Annotated in this window: 17 protein-coding genes; 12 read left to right on the top strand and 5 right to left on the bottom strand. The window is 66.3% G+C overall.

Annotated features, from left to right (window positions below; all coding sequences use genetic code 11):
- Positions 1–82 precede the first annotated feature (82 nt).
- On the top strand, positions 83–931 hold the full coding sequence (locus C8J36_RS09110; protein ID WP_062594547.1) for a TIGR01459 family HAD-type hydrolase: 849 nt from the start codon (positions 83–85) through the stop codon (positions 929–931).
- A gap of 1 nt (position 932) precedes the next feature.
- Positions 933–1,913, top strand: coding sequence for a bifunctional riboflavin kinase/FAD synthetase (locus C8J36_RS09105; RefSeq protein ID WP_132534277.1), 981 nt, complete (start codon positions 933–935; stop codon positions 1,911–1,913).
- Positions 1,914–1,961: 48 nt separating this feature from the next.
- On the opposite strand, the gene C8J36_RS09100 is transcribed toward C8J36_RS09105, so the two are convergent.
- The 3 genes from C8J36_RS09100 to C8J36_RS09090 all read right to left on the bottom strand — a co-directional run bounded on the left by C8J36_RS09100 (position 1,962) and on the right by C8J36_RS09090 (position 3,065).
- Entirely contained in the window at positions 1,962–2,210 is a 249-nt protein-coding gene (locus C8J36_RS09100; RefSeq protein WP_245506506.1) for a DUF1902 domain-containing protein, read from the bottom strand.
- A gap of 124 nt (positions 2,211–2,334) precedes the next feature.
- Positions 2,335–2,793 (bottom strand): type II toxin-antitoxin system VapC family toxin, encoded by a 459-nt coding sequence (locus C8J36_RS09095; RefSeq protein WP_132534275.1) that lies wholly within the window; start codon positions 2,791–2,793, stop codon positions 2,335–2,337.
- A complete protein-coding gene (locus tag C8J36_RS09090) occupies positions 2,790–3,065 on the bottom strand; it encodes a type II toxin-antitoxin system Phd/YefM family antitoxin (protein WP_132534273.1) in 276 nt (91 codons plus the stop codon). Before C8J36_RS09090 ends, C8J36_RS09095 begins: the two co-directional genes overlap by 4 nt.
- Before the next feature lie 295 nt (positions 3,066–3,360).
- On the opposite strand from C8J36_RS09090, the gene ileS reads away from it, so the two are divergent.
- The 3 genes from ileS (at position 3,361) to C8J36_RS09075 (ending at position 7,642) form a co-directional block, all read left to right on the top strand.
- The gene (gene ileS, locus C8J36_RS09085) at positions 3,361–6,348 is read left to right on the top strand and encodes an isoleucine--tRNA ligase (RefSeq protein ID WP_132534271.1); all 2,988 of its coding nucleotides are present in this window, start codon (positions 3,361–3,363) and stop codon (positions 6,346–6,348) included.
- A gap of 189 nt (positions 6,349–6,537) precedes the next feature.
- Positions 6,538–7,155 (top strand): hypothetical protein, encoded by a 618-nt coding sequence (locus C8J36_RS09080; RefSeq protein WP_062594553.1) that lies wholly within the window; start codon positions 6,538–6,540, stop codon positions 7,153–7,155.
- Between the two features lie 7 nt (positions 7,156–7,162).
- Positions 7,163–7,642 carry a GNAT family N-acetyltransferase gene (locus C8J36_RS09075; RefSeq protein ID WP_132534269.1) on the top strand — a complete coding sequence of 160 codons (480 nt, stop codon included), beginning with the start codon at positions 7,163–7,165 and terminating at the stop codon, positions 7,640–7,642.
- Positions 7,643–7,837: 195 nt separating this feature from the next.
- On the opposite strand, the gene C8J36_RS09070 is transcribed toward C8J36_RS09075, so the two are convergent.
- Complete coding sequence (locus tag C8J36_RS09070) at positions 7,838–8,287, bottom strand: nucleoside deaminase (RefSeq protein WP_132534936.1); 450 nt, start codon at positions 8,285–8,287, stop codon at positions 7,838–7,840.
- 70 nt (positions 8,288–8,357) lie between these two features.
- On the opposite strand from C8J36_RS09070, the gene C8J36_RS09065 reads away from it, so the two are divergent.
- From C8J36_RS09065 to C8J36_RS09055, 3 genes are read left to right on the top strand one after another with little or no spacing between them, the layout of a single operon-like run.
- A complete protein-coding gene (locus tag C8J36_RS09065; protein WP_165915009.1) occupies positions 8,358–10,556 on the top strand; it encodes a pseudouridine synthase in 2,199 nt (732 codons plus the stop codon).
- 6 nt (positions 10,557–10,562) lie between these two features.
- Complete coding sequence (gene rsmD / locus C8J36_RS09060) at positions 10,563–11,126, top strand: 16S rRNA (guanine(966)-N(2))-methyltransferase RsmD (protein WP_132534267.1); 564 nt, start codon at positions 10,563–10,565, stop codon at positions 11,124–11,126.
- A 7-nt stretch (positions 11,127–11,133) separates the two neighbouring features.
- Positions 11,134–11,988 carry a patatin-like phospholipase family protein gene (locus C8J36_RS09055; protein ID WP_132534265.1) on the top strand — a complete coding sequence of 285 codons (855 nt, stop codon included), beginning with the start codon at positions 11,134–11,136 and terminating at the stop codon, positions 11,986–11,988.
- Between the two features lie 15 nt (positions 11,989–12,003).
- Here C8J36_RS09055 and C8J36_RS09050 read toward each other — a convergent pair whose 3' ends face one another.
- The gene (locus C8J36_RS09050) at positions 12,004–13,836 is read right to left on the bottom strand and encodes a monovalent cation:proton antiporter-2 (CPA2) family protein (protein ID WP_132534263.1); all 1,833 of its coding nucleotides are present in this window, start codon (positions 13,834–13,836) and stop codon (positions 12,004–12,006) included.
- A gap of 200 nt (positions 13,837–14,036) precedes the next feature.
- Here C8J36_RS09050 and C8J36_RS09045 point away from each other — a divergent pair, with 200 nt between their 5' ends.
- From C8J36_RS09045 to waaA, 4 genes are all read left to right on the top strand, one after another.
- Positions 14,037–15,383: a TldD/PmbA family protein gene (locus tag C8J36_RS09045; protein ID WP_062594559.1), complete on the top strand. Its 1,347-nt coding sequence runs from the start codon at positions 14,037–14,039 to the stop codon at positions 15,381–15,383.
- A 133-nt stretch (positions 15,384–15,516) separates the two neighbouring features.
- Entirely contained in the window at positions 15,517–16,332 is an 816-nt protein-coding gene (locus tag C8J36_RS09040) for a 3'(2'),5'-bisphosphate nucleotidase CysQ (RefSeq protein WP_132534261.1), read from the top strand.
- 77 nt (positions 16,333–16,409) lie between these two features.
- Positions 16,410–16,637: a DUF4170 domain-containing protein gene (locus C8J36_RS09035; RefSeq protein WP_062594561.1), complete on the top strand. Its 228-nt coding sequence runs from the start codon at positions 16,410–16,412 to the stop codon at positions 16,635–16,637.
- Between the two features lie 154 nt (positions 16,638–16,791).
- Positions 16,792–18,105: a lipid IV(A) 3-deoxy-D-manno-octulosonic acid transferase gene (waaA, locus tag C8J36_RS09030; protein WP_132534259.1), complete on the top strand. Its 1,314-nt coding sequence runs from the start codon at positions 16,792–16,794 to the stop codon at positions 18,103–18,105.
- Positions 18,106–18,141 lie beyond the last annotated feature (36 nt).

The raw sequence follows: 18,141 nt of genomic DNA, 5'->3' as shown, positions 1-18,141 counted from the left end.
AGAGGCGATTGCCGCGTTTAGGCTTGTCTTTTGGTGACGTCCTTGCGATGTCAGCCGACAGAAGTCTCAATGGGAAGCCTGCATGGCCGTTCGCATCAACAGCTTTCGCGACATCGCAAACCGCTATGACGTGGTGCTATGCGACGTCTGGGGCGTGCTCCACAATGGCGTCGCGGCCTTTCGCTCGGCCTGCGAAGCCCTGACGGACGCCCGCAGTCGCGGCCTGACCGTGGTGCTCGTCACCAATTCGCCGCGCCCTCATCCCGGCGTCATTGTCCAGATCCGCGGCCTTGGCGTGCCCGATGCCGCCTATGACCGCATCGTCACCTCCGGCGACGTCACCCGCGCGCTGATCGCGGCCGGCCCGAAAAAGATCTACTTCATCGGCTCCGACCGCGACTTTCCGCTGCTGGCGGGCCTGGGCGTCGATATCGTCGCCTCCGAAGATGCCGAGATCATCGTCTGCGCCGGCTTCTTCGACGACGAGACCGAGACGCCCGACGATTACCGCGCCACGCTCTCGGCCCTCGTCAAGCGCAACCTGCCCTTCATCTGCGCCAATCCGGACCTCGTGGTCGAGCGCGGCGAGCGGCTGATCCCCTGCGCCGGCGCCATCGCCAAGCTTTACGAGGAACTGGGCGGCGAGGCGCGGATCGCCGGCAAGCCGCACAAGCCGATCTATCGCGCCGCGCTCGGCGAAGCCAGGGCCGTGCGCGGCGCGCTCGACGGCGCCCGCGTCATCGCCATCGGCGACGGCATGCCGACCGACGTTCGCGGCGCGCAGGACAGCGGCATCGACGTGCTCTATATCGGCGCCGGCATCCACAATGCCGAATACATGACCGGCGAAAAGACCGATGAAGCGAAGCTCGCCGCCTTCCTGAAAAAGGAGGGCGCGACGCCGAAATGGTGGATGCCGCGGCTCGCGTGACATGACAGTCTTTCACCGCAACGAGACCAGGAATCCTCTCCCTGCCACTCTCCACGGCGGCGTCATCGCCATTGGAAATTTCGACGGCGTCCATCGCGGTCACCAGTCGGTGCTCGATCGCGCGCTGGCCGAGGCCCGCACGCTCGGCGTGCCCGCGCTCGTTCTGACCTTCGAGCCGCACCCTCGCGCCGTGTTCCGGCCGGACGAGCCCGTCTTCCGCCTGACGCCGGCGCCGCTCAAGGCGCGCATCCTCGAAGGCATGGGCTTTGCCGCCGTCATCGAATATCCGTTCGATCGCAGCTTTTCGCAGATGTCGGCCCATGATTTCATTCGCGACGTGCTGATGGACTGGCTGAAAGCCGGCCATGTCGTCACCGGCTTCGATTTCCATTTCGGCAAGGGACGGGAAGGCGGACCCGCCTTCCTGATGAAGGCCGGCGCCGACAACGGCTTTGGCGTGACCCTGGTCGATGCCTTCCGCGACGAAAACGCCGACGTCGTCTCGTCGAGCCGCGTGCGCAGCCTTCTCGTCGAAGGCGACGTGGCGCAGGCCGCCGCCCTGCTGGGCTATCGCTACACGGTGGAGGCCGAGGTCATCGGCGGCAAGCGGCTCGGCCGCACGCTCGGCTATCCCACGGCCAACATGCGTCTCGACCCCGGCGTCTGCCTGAAGAACGGCATCTACGCCGTCCGTTTCCGCCGCGCCGACGGTTCCCTACACGACGCCGTCGCAAGCTTCGGCCGGCGCCCCACGGTCACCAGCGACGGCGAAGCGCTGCTCGAAACCTTCCTGTTCGATTTCTCCGGCGATCTCTACGGCGAAGTGGCCTCGGTCTCCTTCTTCGGCCACCTGCGCGACGAGCTGAAATTCGACGGCCTCGACCCGCTGATCGTCCAGATGAAACAGGACGACGCCGAAGCCCGCGCCCTCCTCTCGGGCGTCACGCCGCTCGGGCCGATCGATCTGGGGCTGTGTTTCTAGGGGGCGATCAGCCAAACGGACGATCAGAGTTTGCCGTCGTAGCCGGCATCAGGCCGCGACCGGCAGGACCGGTGCCTGCCAGACGATCGCGGGGATCAGGTCCTTCAGCGGCGTCGTCGCCAGTTCGGGCAGGGACATGTGGTTGTTGACGATCAACTCGATCGCGGTGTCCGCCGTGATGGCCTGAAAGGCGTCGAGATCGTCCGCTTCGATATGCAGGCCCTCGATGTCGCTCTCGGACACGAAAACCCCGGCCTCCGCATCCCAGACGGCTCTCACGAAGAACGTACGTTTCATGCCGATGATCCTCATTGCAGCGCGATCTCTTGTCTACATCCAAACGACTGCCCGTTAAAGGCGCAAGCGCCCACCCTCTCGGGCATCACGCCGATCGATCGGGGGCTGTGTTTTTGATCGAGCCTCAGCGGCTGCGGAGAGGAAATTGCGCGACGTCATCCTTCCAGGGGTTGAAGACCGCCGCACCGCTTCTTTCGACATCCCTGACATTGCGTGTCACGAGATAGAGATTTTTCTCTTGAGCCTGGGCTGCAAGCATTGTGTCGATGACCGGTGGGGTATGGCCGGTTATCTGTTTTACGCGCCCCGAGATGGCTCCCCAGCGGCGTATGGTTGCATCATCAAGCGAAAGAACTCTGCCTGAAAAGCGCATCTCCAATTCGTTGCGGGCAGCAGTATAACGATGCCGGTTCAAATTGTCGTCACGGAGGTTTTCGATGCCTTTGTCGTATTCGGCAAGCGTCAGGATGCTGATATAGAAGAAGTCCTCTTTCTGTGTGTCGGCCCAGGTCTGGACGGAGAGAGCGCCGTTGGGGCTGAGGAGAGAGGCGATGACGTTGGTATCCAGAAGCCAGCCGATCACAGCTCGACGTCCCGTCCCCGGTCGTCTTCCCGCTCAAGATCGAGGTCAAACCCGTGAAGACCAAGTCCTTCCATGAATTCCACGAAGCTTTGCCGTGGTTGAGATCCCGTCAGCCGCTCGTGCTCCTCGACGCTGATGATGACGACGCTGTCGCGCCCCCGCACGGTCACGCGTTGCGGACCTTCGCTTCGTGCCCGCCGGACGACTTCGCTGAAGCGCGCTTTTGCGTCCTCAAGTTTCCAGGTCCGGGGTTTCGCGAGATTGTTGGGCATGGAAAACCTCCCATCTGGTCAGATGGTCAGGATAGTCGCGCCGACCCGGAAAGTCCATTCGCCGCATGCGTGCGCCCCCTTCCATTCCGCTGCAAAACCCCTTAGACAACGGGCCATCATGACACCGAGGCGGCTTGCATCTTTCCTGCGAATTATCGGCCCGGCCTTCCGCGCGCGCTAAACGGCCGGAAGGTCCGGGTTTCAAGCATTTGCGCCGCCGCGGGGCTTGCAGCCCCGCGCGTCTGTTTCCTGCCCCGACATCGCGCTTCGAGCGCGCCAGAGAATGATGGCCGATATGACCGAAACCACCCAGCCTTCCGATACGCCAGCAGCGTTCGACTATTCCAAGACCCTCTATCTGCCCGAAACCGAATTCCCCATGCGCGCCGGCCTGCCGCAGAAGGAGCCGGAGATGGTGGCCCGCTGGCAGCAGATGGACCTCTACAGACAATTGCGCGCTTCCGCCGCCGGCCGCACCAAGTTCGTGCTGCATGACGGCCCGCCCTATGCCAACGGCAATATCCATATCGGCCATGCGCTCAACAAGATCCTGAAGGACGTCATCACCCGCTCGTTCCAGATGCGCGGCTTCGACAGCAACTACGTGCCCGGCTGGGATTGCCACGGCCTGCCGATCGAGTGGAAGATCGAGGAGGAGAACTATCGCGCCAAGGGCAAGGGCAAGCCGGACCTCTCCGAACCCGACGCCATGATCGAGTTCCGCCGCGAATGCCGCGCCTATGCCGAAAAGTGGATCAAGGTGCAGGCCGACGAGTTCAAGCGCCTCGGCATCACCGGCGATTTCGACAATCCCTATCTGACGATGAACTTTCACGCCGAAGCCCGCATCGCCGGCGAACTCCTGAAGATCGCGAAGAGCGGCCAGCTCTATCGCGGCTCGAAGCCGATCATGTGGTCGGTGGTGGAACGCACGGCGCTGGCCGAAGCCGAGGTGGAGTACCACGACGTCGACAGCGATATGATCTGGGTGAAGTTCCCGGTATCCAACGACGTGATCCGGATTGATCAAGATGGCGCCCCGGCGCCTGTCCATAATGGAAATATGACGGACTTGCGCGGTGCCTTCGTTGTCATCTGGACGACCACTCCCTGGACGATCCCCGGCAACCGGGCCATCGCCTTCTCGAACCGCGTCGCCTACGGCCTCTATGAGGTCACCGAAGCCGCCAACGATTTCGGTCCCCGTCCCGGCGAGCGCCTGATCTTTGCCGACAAACTCGCCGAGGAATCCTTCGCCAAGGCCAAGCTGCAATTCAAGCGTCTGCGCGACGTCGCCTCCGACGAACTCGCCGCCATTACCTGCGCCCACCCGCTGGCCGATCTCGGCTACACCTTCGATGTCCCTCTGATCGCCGGCGACCACGTCACCGACGAGGCGGGCACGGGCTTCGTGCACACCGCGCCCAGCCACGGCCGCGAAGACTTCGACGTCTGGATGGAAAACGTGCGCGCGCTGGACGCCCGTGGCATCGATACCGCCATCCCGTTCCCGGTGGACGATGCCGGCTACTACACCAAGGATGCGCCGGGCTTCGGCCCGGAGGCCGAGGGTGGCGCCGCGCGCGTCATGGACGACAACGGCAAGAAGGGCGATGCCAACGAGCGCGTCATCAAGGCGCTGATCGCGACGAACACGCTCTTTGCCCGCGGCCGCTTGAAGCACTCCTATCCGCATTCCTGGCGCTCCAAGAAGCCGGTCATCTTCCGCAACACGCCGCAATGGTTCGTCTATATGGACAAGGACCTTGCCGACGGCACGACGCTGCGCACCCGCGCGCTCACCGCCATCGACGACACGCGCTTCGTGCCGGCGGCCGGCCAGAATCGTCTGCGCGCCATGATCGAAGGCCGTCCGGACTGGGTTCTGTCGCGCCAGCGCGCCTGGGGCGTGCCCATCTGCGTCTTCGCCCGCGAAGACGGCACGATTCTGAACGACGAGGCCGTCAATGCCCGCATCCTCGAAGCCTTCGAGGCCGAGGGGGCGGACGCCTGGTTTGCGGCCGGCGCCAAGGAGCGCTTCCTCGGCAACGATAACGACCCGGCCGAATGGCACCAGGTCATGGACATCCTCGACGTCTGGTTCGACAGCGGCTCCACCCACGTCTTCACGCTGGAAGACCGGCCGGATCTCAAATGGCCGGCCGACGTCTACCTCGAAGGCTCCGACCAGCATCGCGGCTGGTTCCATTCGTCGCTGCTCGAAAGTGCGGCGACGCGCGGCCGCGCGCCTTACGACACCGTCGTCACCCACGGCTTCATCATGGATGAGAAGGGGGAGAAGATGTCGAAGTCGAAGGGCAACGTCACCGCCCCCCAGGAAGTGATGAAGGATGCGGGCGCCGATATCCTGCGCCTCTGGGTCATGACGTCCGATTATGCCGACGACCTGCGCGTCGGCAAGGCGATCATCCAGACCAATATCGATGCCTATCGCAAGCTGCGCAACACCATCCGCTGGATGCTGGGCACGCTGGCGCACGACACCGGCGAAGACGTCGCGCTGGCCGACATGCCGTCGCTGGAGCGGCTGATGCTGCACCGGCTGAGCGAGCTCGACGAGGTCGTGCGCAGCGGCTACGACGCGTTCGACTTCAAGCGGGTGACGCGCGCGCTGATCGATTTCTCCAATGTCGAGCTGTCGGCTTTCTACTTCGACATCCGCAAGGACGCGCTCTATTGCGACGCGCCGTCGAGCCTGCGCCGCCGCGCCAGCCTCTGCGTCATCCGCCGCATCTTCGAGTGCCTCGTCACCTGGCTGGCGCCCATGCTGCCCTTCACCACCGAGGAGGCCTGGTTGTCGCTGAAGCCCGATGCGGTCTCGATCCATCTGGAGCAGTTTCCGGAACTTCCGGCCGAGTGGCGCGACGAGGCCGTTGCCGAGAAGTGGCGCCTGATCCGCGATATCCGCCGCGTCGTCACCGGCGCGCTGGAGGTCGAGCGCCGCGAAAAGCGCATCGGATCCTCGCTGGAGGCCGCCCCCGTCGTCCACATCGCCGATGCCGCAACGGCGGACGCGCTGAGCGACGAGGATTTCGCCGAGATCTGCATCACCTCGGCCATCGAGATCGTCGTCGGCAAGGGGCCGGAAAACGCGTTCCGCCTGGACGGCGAGAGCCGCATCTCCGTCGAGCCGCAGCTGGCCAAGGGCCGCAAATGCGCCCGCTCGTGGAAGGTCACGACGGATGTCGGCTCCGACGCCGATTATCCCGATGTCACCGCCCGCGATGCGGCGGCCCTGCGGGAGCTCGGCGTTTCTCTCTGACGGGTCGTTACGTCGTGACCACCGGGTGAATTGCGCTTGCGCGGTTCATCCGGTAGAACCCTGCCTGAAAATGGGCGGATTCATCCGTCATGGGGCAGGAATTGGCGGGCAGATCGGCCGAAGCGCCTCCGGGGGGTCCGGGAGCGCCGGAGGGCCGCGGGGCAGGCCGCACGCGCTGGAAGGGTTTGAATGACAATGACGCGACAGTATGGTGCGAGCGCCGGCGTGCTCTCGATCATGGCCGCAAGCCTCGTGCTCACCGGTTGCATCGGCGGCCCGACCTACGGGACGGACAAGACCGCCGGCGAGCACCTGATGGATGACCTCGGCAGCGCGGTCAGCATGGGCGGCGACAAGGCCGCCAACGTCAAGTATCAGCCGCGCCCGGGCCTCGTGCTGCCGCCGACCGGCGAACGCACCGCTTTGGTCCAGCCGCAGGCTTCGCTGGCCAACAAGGACAATCCGGCCTGGGTCGAAAGCCCCGAGGAAACGCGCCAGCGCCTGCGCGAGGAAGCCGACGAGAATGCCGACCGGCCGGGCTATGTCTCGCCGCTCGCCAAGGCATCTGCGAACGGCCGCAAGCTGACCGCAAAAGAACAGCAGGAAGCCTACCGCGAAGCCCGTCGGATGCAGATGGGCGCCTATTCCGACAAGCGCCGCACGCTCAGCGATCCGCCGCTCGAATATCGCCGGGCGCCCGAGGCATCGCTGACCGATCTGGGCGAGGAGGAAAGCGTCAAGGAACGTCGCCGCAAGAAGGAAGCGCAGGTGCAGGGCACCGGCAAGAAGTGGTGGCAGGTGTTCTGAGCCGGTCATGACCGTCACGATCCGCGAGGCAAACATCGAGGATGCCGCCATCATCCTGCGCTTCGTGCGCGAACTGGCGGCCTATGAGAAGCTGGAACACGAAGTCGAAGCGACGGTGGACACCACCGCGCAGGCCCTGTTCGGCCCGCAAAGCGTCTCCAAAGCGGTCATCTGCGAGCGCGACGGCGCCCCCATCGGCTTTGCCGTCTGGTTCCTGATCTATTCCACCTGGCAGGCCCGCAACGGCCTCTACCTCGAAGATCTCTACGTCACCCCGGACGCCCGCGGCACCGGCGCCGGCCGCAGCCTTCTGCGCCACCTGGCCCGGATCGCGGTTGCGGCGAACTGCGGCCGCTTCGAATGGAGCGTCCTCGACTGGAACGAACCCGCTATCCGCGCCTATCGCGCCATCGGCGCCGAACCCATGGCCGGCTGGACCCGCTACCGCCTCACCGGCGACGCCCTGCAGGATTTCGCCGCCGGCTGACGGTTTCGCCGGTTATGAGCTTTCCGGGTCGGCGAACGCGGCTTCCGCAGACGCGCGCAGGCGCACGATGTCAGTCGCGGCCCCTCCATCTCCCCGTCATTCCGGGCTTGACCCGGAATTTTTTCCATCTCACGTCCGTGACGTGACAAAACGCCCCTGACCCGACAGACGTCCGGTCGCTGGAGGCTGGTGCCCCTACCGCCGCGCCTCGAAGAAGGTGCGCAGCAGGTTCGCCGCTTCCGTTTCCCCGAGCCCCGGATAGACGTCGGGGGCGTGGTGGCAGGTCGGTTGGGCGTAAAAACGTCCGCCATGCTCCACCCCGCCGCCCTTCGGGTCGGCGGCGCCGTAATAGAGCCGGCGGATGCGGGCAAACGAGATGGCGGCGGCGCACATGGCGCAGGGTTCGAGCGTCACATAGAGGTCGGCGCCGGTGAGGCGTTCGGCGTCCAGGAATCGGGATGCGTCGCGGATCGCCTCGATCTCGGCATGGGCCGTCACATCGCGGCGCTCGCGCGTCCGGTTGCCGCCGGTGCCGATGACGGTGCCCTCAAGCACGACCACGGCGCCGATCGGCACCTCGCCGCGGGCCTCCGCGGCCCGTGCCTCGGCCAGTGCCAGATCCATGAAGCCCGGTGATGCGGCCATTCGCGTCATTATTTCTCTTAACCCATCGGCTCCGACCTGATAGGAGAGCCTGAAAAGGCAGGCAACACAAATGACATCCAATGACAAGCCCCAGCGGCCGCGCGGCAAGCCCGCAAGCGGCGGCAAGACGACCGACCGGGCGCCGCGCGGAGCGGCAGCCGACGGCAAGCCGAAATTCGGCAAGAAGCCGTTCGATACCAAGGCTGGCGACAAGAAGCCCTTCGAGAAGAGGGACGGCGGCAAACCCGCGTTCGGCAAACCCGCGTTCGGAAAGCCAGCCTTCGGCAAGCCTGCCTTCGGAAAGACCAGCGGCCCGCCGCGCGGCAAGCCCGCCTTCGCCAAGCCCGCCTTCGCCAAGCGCGACGACGGCACGCCCGGCGAAACGCGCGCGACCGAGCGCCCCGCCTTCGACAAGCCCCGCAGCGATCAGGCACGCGCCGACAAGCGCTCCGACAAGCCCTGGGGCGAACAACCCCGGTTCGACAAACCGCGTTCGGACAAACCGCGCTCGGACAGGCCGCGTTCGGAGAAGCCACGCTTCGAGACGTCCGGTGCCGAAACGGCGCGTTCCGACAAGCCCAGATTCGACAAGCCCAAGTTCGACAAACCGAAATTCGACAAGCCCCGCGGTGATCGCCAGGAGGGTCGCTCCACCGAGGATCGTCCGGCCCGCGCACGCGCCGTCACGGCCACCGCGGTCTCCGACGAGGCCCCCCAGCGCATCTCGAAGATCCTCGCACGCGCCGGCATCGCCTCGCGTCGCGATATCGAGCGGATGATCATGGAAGGCCGGGTCAGTGTCAACGGCACCAAGCTGGAGACGCCGGTCGTCAACGTCACGCTGTCCGACAAGATCGAGGTCGATGGCCAGCCGATCCGCGGCATCGAGCGCACGCGCCTTTGGCTCTACCACAAGCCGACGGGCCTGGTGACCACGAACAACGATCCGGAAGGCCGGCCGACCGTGTTCGACCGCCTGCCGGAGGATCTGCCGCGCGTGCTTTCCATCGGCCGCCTCGACATCAACACCGAAGGCCTGCTGCTCCTCACCAATGACGGCGGTCTTGCCCGCGTGCTGGAACTGCCGGCCACCGGCTGGCTGCGGCGCTACCGCGTTCGCGCGCATGGCAAGATCGAACAGGCCGATCTCGACAAGCTGAAGGACGGCATCGCCGTCGACGGCGTGCTCTATGGCGCGATCGATGCGACACTCGACAAGGTTCAGGGCGCCAATGTCTGGATCACCATGGGCCTGCGCGAAGGCAAGAACCGCGAGATCAAGAACGTGCTCGGCGCGCTCGGCCTTGACGTGAACCGCCTGATCCGCATCTCCTACGGCCCGTTCCAGCTCGGCGAACTGCCGGAGGGTGCGGCCCAGGAAATTCGCGGCCGCACGCTGCGCGACCAGCTCGGCCCGCGCCTCATCGAGGATGCGAAAGCCAATTTCGACGCGCCGCTGTTCAATAATCCGGATGCCGACGACGAGGGGCCGCTGGTCTCCACCGAGCGCGGCGCGGAACGCAGCCACGATCGCGCGGGTGAACGTGGGCAGGCTGCCTACGAAAAGCCGGCCTTCCGCGAAAAGGCCGCAGACCGCAACGAGCGCCTGCGCGGTCGTCTCGATACGCGCCCGGCCGACAACGCCAAGCGGGGCGGCCGCGACGGCGCGCCGGCCGCGCGCAGCGACGATCGTCCGAAGCGCGAGCAGGTCGGCCGGCCCCGCAAGGCCAATGTCTGGATGGCGCCCGGCGCCCGTCCCATCGCCGAGAAGAAGACCGGACCCGAGGCGGCGGCTGCCGAAAAGCCGGTGCGTCGCGAGCGTCCGGAAGGCGCGCCCAAGGTCAAGCGCTACGGCCGGACCAAGGACGGGCAGGCGATCGCCGGCAAGCAGCGCTTCGACCCCGATCGCAAGAGCGCGGGCGCAGGCTTTTCAAGGCCCGATACCGGACCGCGCGTCATCGTCGAGCGCGACAAGGACGATCGCGACTGGATCAAGGCGAGCGAACCCCCGGTCCGCGAGGAACGCGGCGGCTTCAAAGCGCGCGACGGTGGGGATCGTGGCGATCGTGCACCCCGTGACGGCAAGAGCTTCGGCGCCAAAAGCTTCGGCGAAAAGAAGAGTTTTGGCGGCGATCGTCCGGCGGGCAAATCCTTCGCCAAGCCCGCCGGTGCGAAGTTCGGTGGCAAGCCCTCTTTCGGCGGCAAGCCTTCGGGCGGTCGTCCGGCTGGCGGCAAACCGGGCGGTTCCAAGCCGCGCGGCGGGAAGTAACGCCCGGTGCGCATCGTCGGTGGAGAGTTTCGCGGCCGGGCTCTGGCGAGCCCGGCAACGGCCGATATCAGGCCGACCTCCGACAGGACGCGCGAAAGCCTGTTCAATATTCTCGCCCATGCCTATCCGGACAAGCTGGCGGAGACCCGCATCCTCGATCTCTTCGCCGGAACCGGTGCCGTCGGGCTTGAGGCGCTGTCGCGCGGTTGCCGGCAGGCGCTGTTCGTCGAAAACAGCGCGGAGGGCAGGGGCCTGCTGCGCACCAATATCGAGACGCTGGGGCTGACAGGTCGCGCCAAGATTTTTCGGCGCGACGCCACCGATCTCGGCCCCGTCGGCACCGTCGAGCCCTTTCATCTCGTCTTTGCCGATCCGCCCTATGGCAAGGGCCTCGGCGAGCGGGCCATGGATGCGGCGTCGAACGGTGGCTGGATCCTGCCCGATGCGCTCGTCATCCTCGAAGAACGCGCCGATGTGACGCCGATGCCCGGTCCCGATTTCGAGCCGCTCGATATCCGCCAGTTCGGCGATACCCGCATGCATTTTTACCGCTTCCGCAAACGCGGCTGACCCGGCGATGTCGGAGATGCTCTCCACGCACACCGGATCGAGCGGCCCTTCGGTCGCTTTGGCGCTTGGCGGCGGCGGGGCGCGCGGTCTTGCCCATATCCATGTCATCGAGGCGCTGGACGAACTCGGGATCCGCCCGCGGGTGATCGCCGGCACCTCCATCGGCGCCATCATGGGCGCCGGCATGGCGGCGGGCATGCGCGGCAGCGATATCCGCGATTTCGCCCTGTCCACGGTCGGGCAGCGCAAGGAGATCGCCAATCGCCTCTGGCGGCTGCGGCCCTCGACCCTGCAGGCGATCGGCGGGAGCCTGCGCTTCGGCCCGTTCAATCTCGAACGCGTGCTGTCCGCTTTCCTGCCGGAAGCCATTCCCGCGGCGTTCGAGGCGCTGTCCATTCCCCTCAAGGTCATCGCCACCGACTACTACGCACAGGGCGAGACGGTGCTGGAAACCGGGGACCTGCGCGCGGCCATCGCCGCCTCCGCCGCGCTTCCCGGCATGTTCCAGCCGGTTCGGCTCGGCGGGCGGGTCATGATCGATGGCGGCTTCGTCAATCCGGTCCCCTTCGATCATCTCCACGGTCTGGCCGATATCGTTCTCGCCGTCGATGTCGTCGGCGGCCCGGAGGGCGACGGCACCACGCTGCCGACGCGGATGGATGCGATGTTCGGCGCGAGCCAGCTGATGATGCAGACCATCACCGCCATGAAGATAAAGGCGCGTGCGCCGGATCTTCTCGTGCGCCCCGCTGTCGGCCGCACCCGCGTCATGGATTTCCTGCGCGCGCAAGAGGTGCTCGCCATGAGCGCCGGCGTCAAGGACGAGGTCAAGGCACAGCTCGACCGTCTTCTCTCGGTGTAAGTCTGTCGATCGTTTCTACTTCGCCACCTGCGCCCGGTCCGCCGCGGCGATTTCCTCGTCCGGTCCGAGCGACGCCGCCGGTTCGCGCTTCGGCTTCATCAGCGGCTCGGGCTTGACCGGGCGGAAGTGCAGCATGTCGCGGCCGGCGGTCAGCCCATCCACGGCTTGCACCTCCAGCCGCGCCTCGTCGCGCCGGCGGATGTCCGTGGTGATCGCGATCGCCTGCGCATCCGGCACGCCGAGGCCCTCCAGCGTGCGCTGGCCGAACAGCAGGCCGGACTCGAGCGTTTCGCGCACTTCGTAATCGACGCCGCGCGCCCGCAGCTGCAGCGTATGCTGCCGGTCGTAGGAGCGTGCAAAAATGCGGGCATTGGGAAACTCCGACTGGACGAGATCGACGATCCGGTCGGTGATATCCTTGCGATGCGTGCAGATCGCGACGATCTTCGCCCGTTCGATGCCCGCGGCCCGCAACACGTCGAGCCGCATGCCGTCGCCGAAATAGATGCGGAAGCCGAAGGTCGAGGCCTGTTCCACGCGGGCGGCGGAATGATCGATGATGGTGACGTCGCGGCCGCCGGCCAGCAGGATCTGCGCGGCGATCTGCCCGAAGCGCGAGAAGCCGATCATCAGCACGTCGGCACCGGCGCCCTCGAAATCCTCCTCCATTTCGTCCTCGGCCTCTTCCTCCTCGTCCCGCACGAGAGCGCGCGACAGGGCGGAGGCCACCGGCGTGAGCGCCATGGAGAGCGTGACGATGACCACGAGCAGCGACCCGGTCGCGTCCGCAAACACGCCGGCCGCCGCCGCCGCGCTGAAGAGCACGAAGCCGAACTCGCCGCCCTGCGGCAACAGAAGCGCGATGCGCACCGCCTCGTTGTGGCCCGAGCCGAACAGCCGGCAGACGGCATAGAGGCTGACCGCCTTGATGACGACCAGCAGGGGAACGGCGATCAGCACCGTGAGCCAGTTGGAGAAGATCACGTCGATCTGCAGCGACAGGCCGACCGCCATGAAGAACAGCGCCAGCAGCAGGCCGCGAAACGGCTCGATGTCGGCTTCCAGCTCATGCCGGTAGGTCGATTCCGCGAGCAGCACGCCGGCGAGAAAGGCACCCATCGCCATGGACAGCTGCGCCATCTGCATCAGCGTCGCCGCACCGAGCACGATCAGCAGCGCCGCGGCGATCATGATCTCGCGCGCGCCGGTGCGCGCAAGGATGCGGAAGAACGGGTTGATCAGATACCGCCCTGCCAGCACCATCACGAGGATCGCGCCCAGCGCCACCGAGAAATCCTCGATCGGCGGCGTGGTGTCCTCCGGCGCCTGCAGCGCGAGCAGCGGGATCAGCGCCAGCAGCGGCACGATCGCGAGATCCTGAAGCAGGAGGATCGAAAAGGCGCGCTGGCCGGTGCGCGTATTGGTGTCGCCCTTCTCGTCGAGGATCTGCAGCGCGAAGGCGGTCGAGGACAGGGCCAGCCCGAAGCCGGCGATGAGGCTGCCGGAGGCGTCGAGCAGGCCGAGTTCGTAGATGATGAGGAACAGCAGCCCGCCCGTCACCAGCACCTGCGCGGAGCCCAGCCCGAAGATGTCCCGGCGCATGGCCCACAGCCGCGACATCTTCAGCTCCAGCCCGATCACGAACAGGAGGAAGACGACGCCGAGTTCGGCAAAGCCGAGGATTTCTTCCCCGTCGGTGATCTGGTGAAACACCGGGCCGATGATGACGCCGGCGGCGAGATAGCCGAGCACGGTCCCGAGCCCGAGCTTCTTGAAGATGGGGGCCGCCACCACGGCGCCGCCGAGCAGCAGGAGCGCCTGGGAGGTCAGGACAGGCGTTGTCGACATCGGCACGGTATCCTCAACCTTGGCCGTTTTCCGCGCGGGCGCAGCGGATCCGGGCCACCTTCGATCGAAGGCGTTCTGCAGAAAGGCTTTCTTCCCGGCCGGCGAGACGGAAATAAGGCGTGCTTGCCGTGAGAATCGTGCCACGCCCTTGATGCCCGGGCCAGTGCACAATAAATGGGACGGGAAGGAAAGGCCAATTCATGCCCCAGACGATTGATTCCGCCGCACTCGAAACGCGAGCCGCCGAGCTCGTGGACCTTGCGAGAAAGGCGGGAGCCGATCAGGCCGACGCCGTCGTGCTGCGCGGGCGCTCGCGCTCCGTTTCGGTGCGCCTCGGCAAGGTGGAAGCCACCGACAGTTCCGAGAGCGACGATTTCTCGCTGCGCGTCTTCGTCGGCCGCCGCGTCGCCAGCGTTTCCGCCAATCCCGGCTTCGACCTGAAGGTTCTGGCCGAGCGCGCCGTCGCCATGGCCAAGGCCTCGCCGGAAGATCCCTTTGCCACGCTCGCCGACGATGCCCGCATCGCCCGCGATTATCCCGATCTCGACCTGTTCGACCCGAGCGAGATCTCCACGGAAGAGCTGACCGAACGGGCGCTCGAGGCGGAAGCTGCAGCCCTTGCCGTGCCCGGCGTCACCAAGACCAGTGGGGCCGGCGGCTCCACCGGCATGGGCGGCCTCGTGCTCGTCACCTCCAACGGCTTTTCCGGCGCCTATATGGGCACCCGCTTCAGCCTGTCGGTCAGCGCCATTGCCGGCGAGGGCACGAAGATGGAGCGCGACTACGACTTCGACAGCGCCCTGTTCCTCGCAGACCTGCGGGGCGCCGCCGATATCGGCCGTCATGCCGGGGAACGGGCTGCGGCCCGCGTCAATCCGCGCCAGGTCGAGACGCAGAAGAACGTCACCGTCGTCTTCGATCCGCGCGTGTCCCGCGGCTTTGCCGGCCATATCGCCGGTGCCATCAACGGCGCCTCGGTCGCGCGCAAGACCACCTTCCTGCGGGACAAGATGGGCGAGCGCATTCTGAAGCCCGGCATCAACCTCACCGACGATCCGCTGATCGTGCGCGGCTCCGGCTCGCGGCCCTTCGACGGCGAAGGCGTGACCGGGCAGAAGATGACGATGATCGAGGACGGGGTCCTCAGAAACTGGTTCCTCTCCACCGCCACGGCCCGCGAACTCGGGCTGGAGACGAACGGCCGCGGCGCGCGCAGCGGCACGGCGGTCAACCCGTCGTCCACCAATTTCGCGCTGGAGCCGGGCGACATCTCGCGCGAGGAGCTGATCCGCAGCGTCGGCACCGGTTTCTACGTCACCGAACTCATCGGCCACGGCGTCAACATGCTGACGGGCGAATATTCCCGCGGCGCCTCGGGCTACTGGATCGAGAACGGCGAGATCGCCTTCCCCGTCTCCGAGGTCACCATCGCCTCGAACCTCAAGCAGATGTTCATGGCCCTGACGCTGGCAGACGACATCGACCGCACCTACTCGGTCGCCGCTCCGACGATCGCCGTGGAAGGCATGACGCTCGCCGGAAAATAGGGACGTCCCGGCGACAGCCGACGGCGAAAACCGAAAGCGCGGGATGACCGTGCGGCCACCATGTTTTGGCCGCACTTCGCCTGTCTGACGCGGGCTGTCTGACGCGCAGCAAAACCACACCGAAAGGACGCCCATGAACGCCGACCATCACCCGCCGGATCAGTGGACCAGGGATCTGGACCTGATCACAACGGCAGCGATGGCCGCCGGCGAGAAGGCCCTGACCTATTTCCGCAAGAATCCCGACGTTCGCTACAAGAACGAGGACCGCTCGCCGGTAAGCGAGGCGGATTACGCGGCAAACGACATCCTGAAGGAACGCCTGCTCTCGGCCCGGCCCAATTACGGCTGGCTGTCGGAGGAGACGGACGACGACGAGGCGCGGCTCGGCTGCGACACGGTGTTCGTGGTCGATCCGATCGACGGGACGCGCGGGTTCATCGCGGGCAAGGACGTCTGGTGCGTCAGCGTCGCCGTCGTCCACAAGGGCCGGCCGGTCGCGGGCGTCCTCTATGCGCCGGCCCTCATCGAGCTCTATCAGGCAAGGGACGGCGTGGAGGCCCGCCGCAACGGCGTCGCGATCCGGGTTTCCAAGCCGGTTGCCGGCCAGCCGCTGCGCTTCGCCATCGCCGAGGACCTGCTGCCCAAGCTCAAGGCCGGCTATGGCAAGGATGTCGCGCGGGTGTCCCACGTTCCTTCGCTGGCCTATCGCATCGCGATGATCGCCGACGGCCGGATCGACGGGACGGTGGTCAAGAAGAACGCCCACGACTGGGATCTTGCCGCAGCCGACCTGATCCTGCAACAGGCCGGCGGCGTGCTTGCGGGCCTCGATGGCCAGCCTCTGACCTACAACCGTCCGAGCGTGCGCCACGAGGTTCTCTGCGCCGCGGCGCTGCCCGCTCTGCCGGCCCTTCTGGAGGCCTCGGCCGGTCTGCACGGGCATTGACCTTTCCGGCGGGATGCCGCACATCACCAGTCGATGAGCGCGCGACAAGACGAAGACTTAGACACAAAGAGGCAAACATGACGGACAAGAAGCAGCTGTTGCACCTGGTTTTCGGTGGCGAGCTAAAGACGCTCAAGGACGTGGAGTTCCGCGATCTCGACAAGCTCGACGTGGTCGGCATCTTCCCGAACTACGAGAGCGCACTGCTTGCCTGGCGCGGCAAGGCACAGGCGACGGTCGACAACGCGCATATGCGCTACTTCATCGTCCACATGCACCGCCTGCTCGACCCAGGCCAGCTCTGATGGTTTCGGGCGGACGCGGCATGCGCGTGTCCGGGCCGTCGCGTCCCGCCCGTCGGGTTCCGGCCGGCAGAAACCGCGCCGCCAGAAACCGCGCCGCCAGTCCGGCCGGGCATGACGATCATATGATGGCCTGGTTCCCTGTGGATTGCGCCCCATGACGCGCGTCTTCGCGCGCATGGCTCTCTCGGGCTATCGCTGGGTCGGAACGGCCGTCTATCCGCTCGTCTGGTCGTATCTCGCTCTGCGCGCCGCGCGCGGCAAGGAAGACCGGGCGCGCCGTCAGGAGCGCTACGGCTTTCCCAGCGCGGCCCGGCCGCAAGGCCCGCTCGTCTGGTTTCATGCGGCAAGCGTCGGCGAAACCGTTTCCGTCGTGCCGTTGATCAAGGAAATCCACCGTCGCGGCATCGCCGTCGTGCTGACGAGCGGCACCACCACCTCGGCCCGCGTCGTGACCGAGCGGCTGGGCGATATCGCCATCCACCAATATGTGCCGCTCGATTTCAAGCCGTCCGTCTCCCGCTTTCTCGACTACTGGGAGCCGGACCTCGCCATCATCGCCGAAAGCGAGATCTGGCCGATGACCATCATGGAACTCGGCAAGCGCCACATTCCGCAGATTCTCGTCAATGGCCGCCTGTCCGATCGCAGCTTCGCGCGCTGGAAGAAGCGGCCGAACCTTGCCGACGCCATCTTCGAGAACCTCGCGCTCGTGATCGCCCAGTCCGAGGCCGATGCCGAGCGGTTCAGCACGCTCGGCGCCTTGCCCGTCATGGTCTCCGGCAACCTCAAGGTCGACACCGATGCGCCGCCGGTCGACACGGCCGTGCTGCGCCAGTATCGCCAGCAGATCGAGGGCCGCAAGACCTGGGCGGCGATCTCCACCTTCGAGGGCGAGGAGGCTGCGGCCGGCTCCGTGCATCTGGCGCTGAAGGAGCGCAACGCGCTTCTGACGATCATCGTGCCCCGCCATCCCGAGCGCTGCGATGCGATCGAGGCCATGCTGGTGGGCAAGGGGCTGACCGTCGCGCGCCGCACCCGCAACGATCCGGTGACGGCGGAAACCGACGTTCTGCTCGGCGATACCGTCGGCGAAATGGGTCTCTATCTCCGCCTCACCGATGTCGCCTTCGTCGGCCGGTCGCTGTTCGGCGAGGGCGGACAGAACCCGATCGAGCCGGCCATGCTCGGCTGCGCCATCCTGTCGGGCGGCAATGTCCAGAATTTCCGCGAGACCTACCAGGCGCTGGCCAAGAACGGCAGCGCCAAGATCGTCCGCGATCCCGAGATGCTGGCCAAGGGCGTGCACTATCTTCTGACCAATGACGAGGTCCGCCGCAAGATGATCGAGGCCGGCCAGGAGGCCGTGCACGAAATGCGCGGCGCGCTGTCGGCAACCATCCGCGGGCTGGAGCCCTACATCAACCCGCTGACGGTGAAGGCGCGCCTGTTGCCGCGCGACGATGTCTAGCCCGGACGTTGCCGTCATCCGCGTTTCGAAGCCTGC

Source organism: Rhizobium sp. PP-F2F-G48, assembly GCF_004342335.1.
Lineage (GTDB): Bacteria > Pseudomonadota > Alphaproteobacteria > Rhizobiales > Rhizobiaceae > Ferranicluibacter.
Note: the sequence above shows the minus strand (reverse complement) of the source record. Positions and strands in the feature narration are given on the sequence as shown.

Bases quoted from the DNA above. Each gene is read 5' to 3' on its own strand.
- C8J36_RS09110 (WP_062594547.1), top strand. From the start codon at position 83: ATGGCCGTTCGCATCAACAGCTTTCGCGACATCGCAAACCGCTATGAC.
- C8J36_RS09105 (WP_132534277.1), top strand. From the start codon at position 933: ATGACAGTCTTTCACCGCAACGAGACCAGGAATCCTCTCCCTGCCACT.
- C8J36_RS09100 (WP_245506506.1), bottom strand. From the start codon at position 2,210: ATGAAACGTACGTTCTTCGTGAGAGCCGTCTGGGATGCGGAGGCCGGG.
- C8J36_RS09090 (WP_132534273.1), bottom strand. From the start codon at position 3,065: ATGCCCAACAATCTCGCGAAACCCCGGACCTGGAAACTTGAGGACGCA.
- ileS (WP_132534271.1), top strand. From the start codon at position 3,361: ATGACCGAAACCACCCAGCCTTCCGATACGCCAGCAGCGTTCGACTAT.
- C8J36_RS09080 (WP_062594553.1), top strand. From the start codon at position 6,538: ATGACAATGACGCGACAGTATGGTGCGAGCGCCGGCGTGCTCTCGATC.
- C8J36_RS09075 (WP_132534269.1), top strand. From the start codon at position 7,163: ATGACCGTCACGATCCGCGAGGCAAACATCGAGGATGCCGCCATCATC.
- C8J36_RS09070 (WP_132534936.1), bottom strand. From the start codon at position 8,287: ATGGCCGCATCACCGGGCTTCATGGATCTGGCACTGGCCGAGGCACGG.
- C8J36_RS09065 (WP_165915009.1), top strand. From the start codon at position 8,358: ATGACATCCAATGACAAGCCCCAGCGGCCGCGCGGCAAGCCCGCAAGC.
- C8J36_RS09055 (WP_132534265.1), top strand. From the start codon at position 11,134: ATGTCGGAGATGCTCTCCACGCACACCGGATCGAGCGGCCCTTCGGTC.
- C8J36_RS09050 (WP_132534263.1), bottom strand. From the start codon at position 13,836: ATGTCGACAACGCCTGTCCTGACCTCCCAGGCGCTCCTGCTGCTCGGC.
- C8J36_RS09045 (WP_062594559.1), top strand. From the start codon at position 14,037: ATGCCCCAGACGATTGATTCCGCCGCACTCGAAACGCGAGCCGCCGAG.
- C8J36_RS09040 (WP_132534261.1), top strand. From the start codon at position 15,517: ATGAACGCCGACCATCACCCGCCGGATCAGTGGACCAGGGATCTGGAC.
- C8J36_RS09035 (WP_062594561.1), top strand. From the start codon at position 16,410: ATGACGGACAAGAAGCAGCTGTTGCACCTGGTTTTCGGTGGCGAGCTA.
- waaA (WP_132534259.1), top strand. From the start codon at position 16,792: ATGACGCGCGTCTTCGCGCGCATGGCTCTCTCGGGCTATCGCTGGGTC.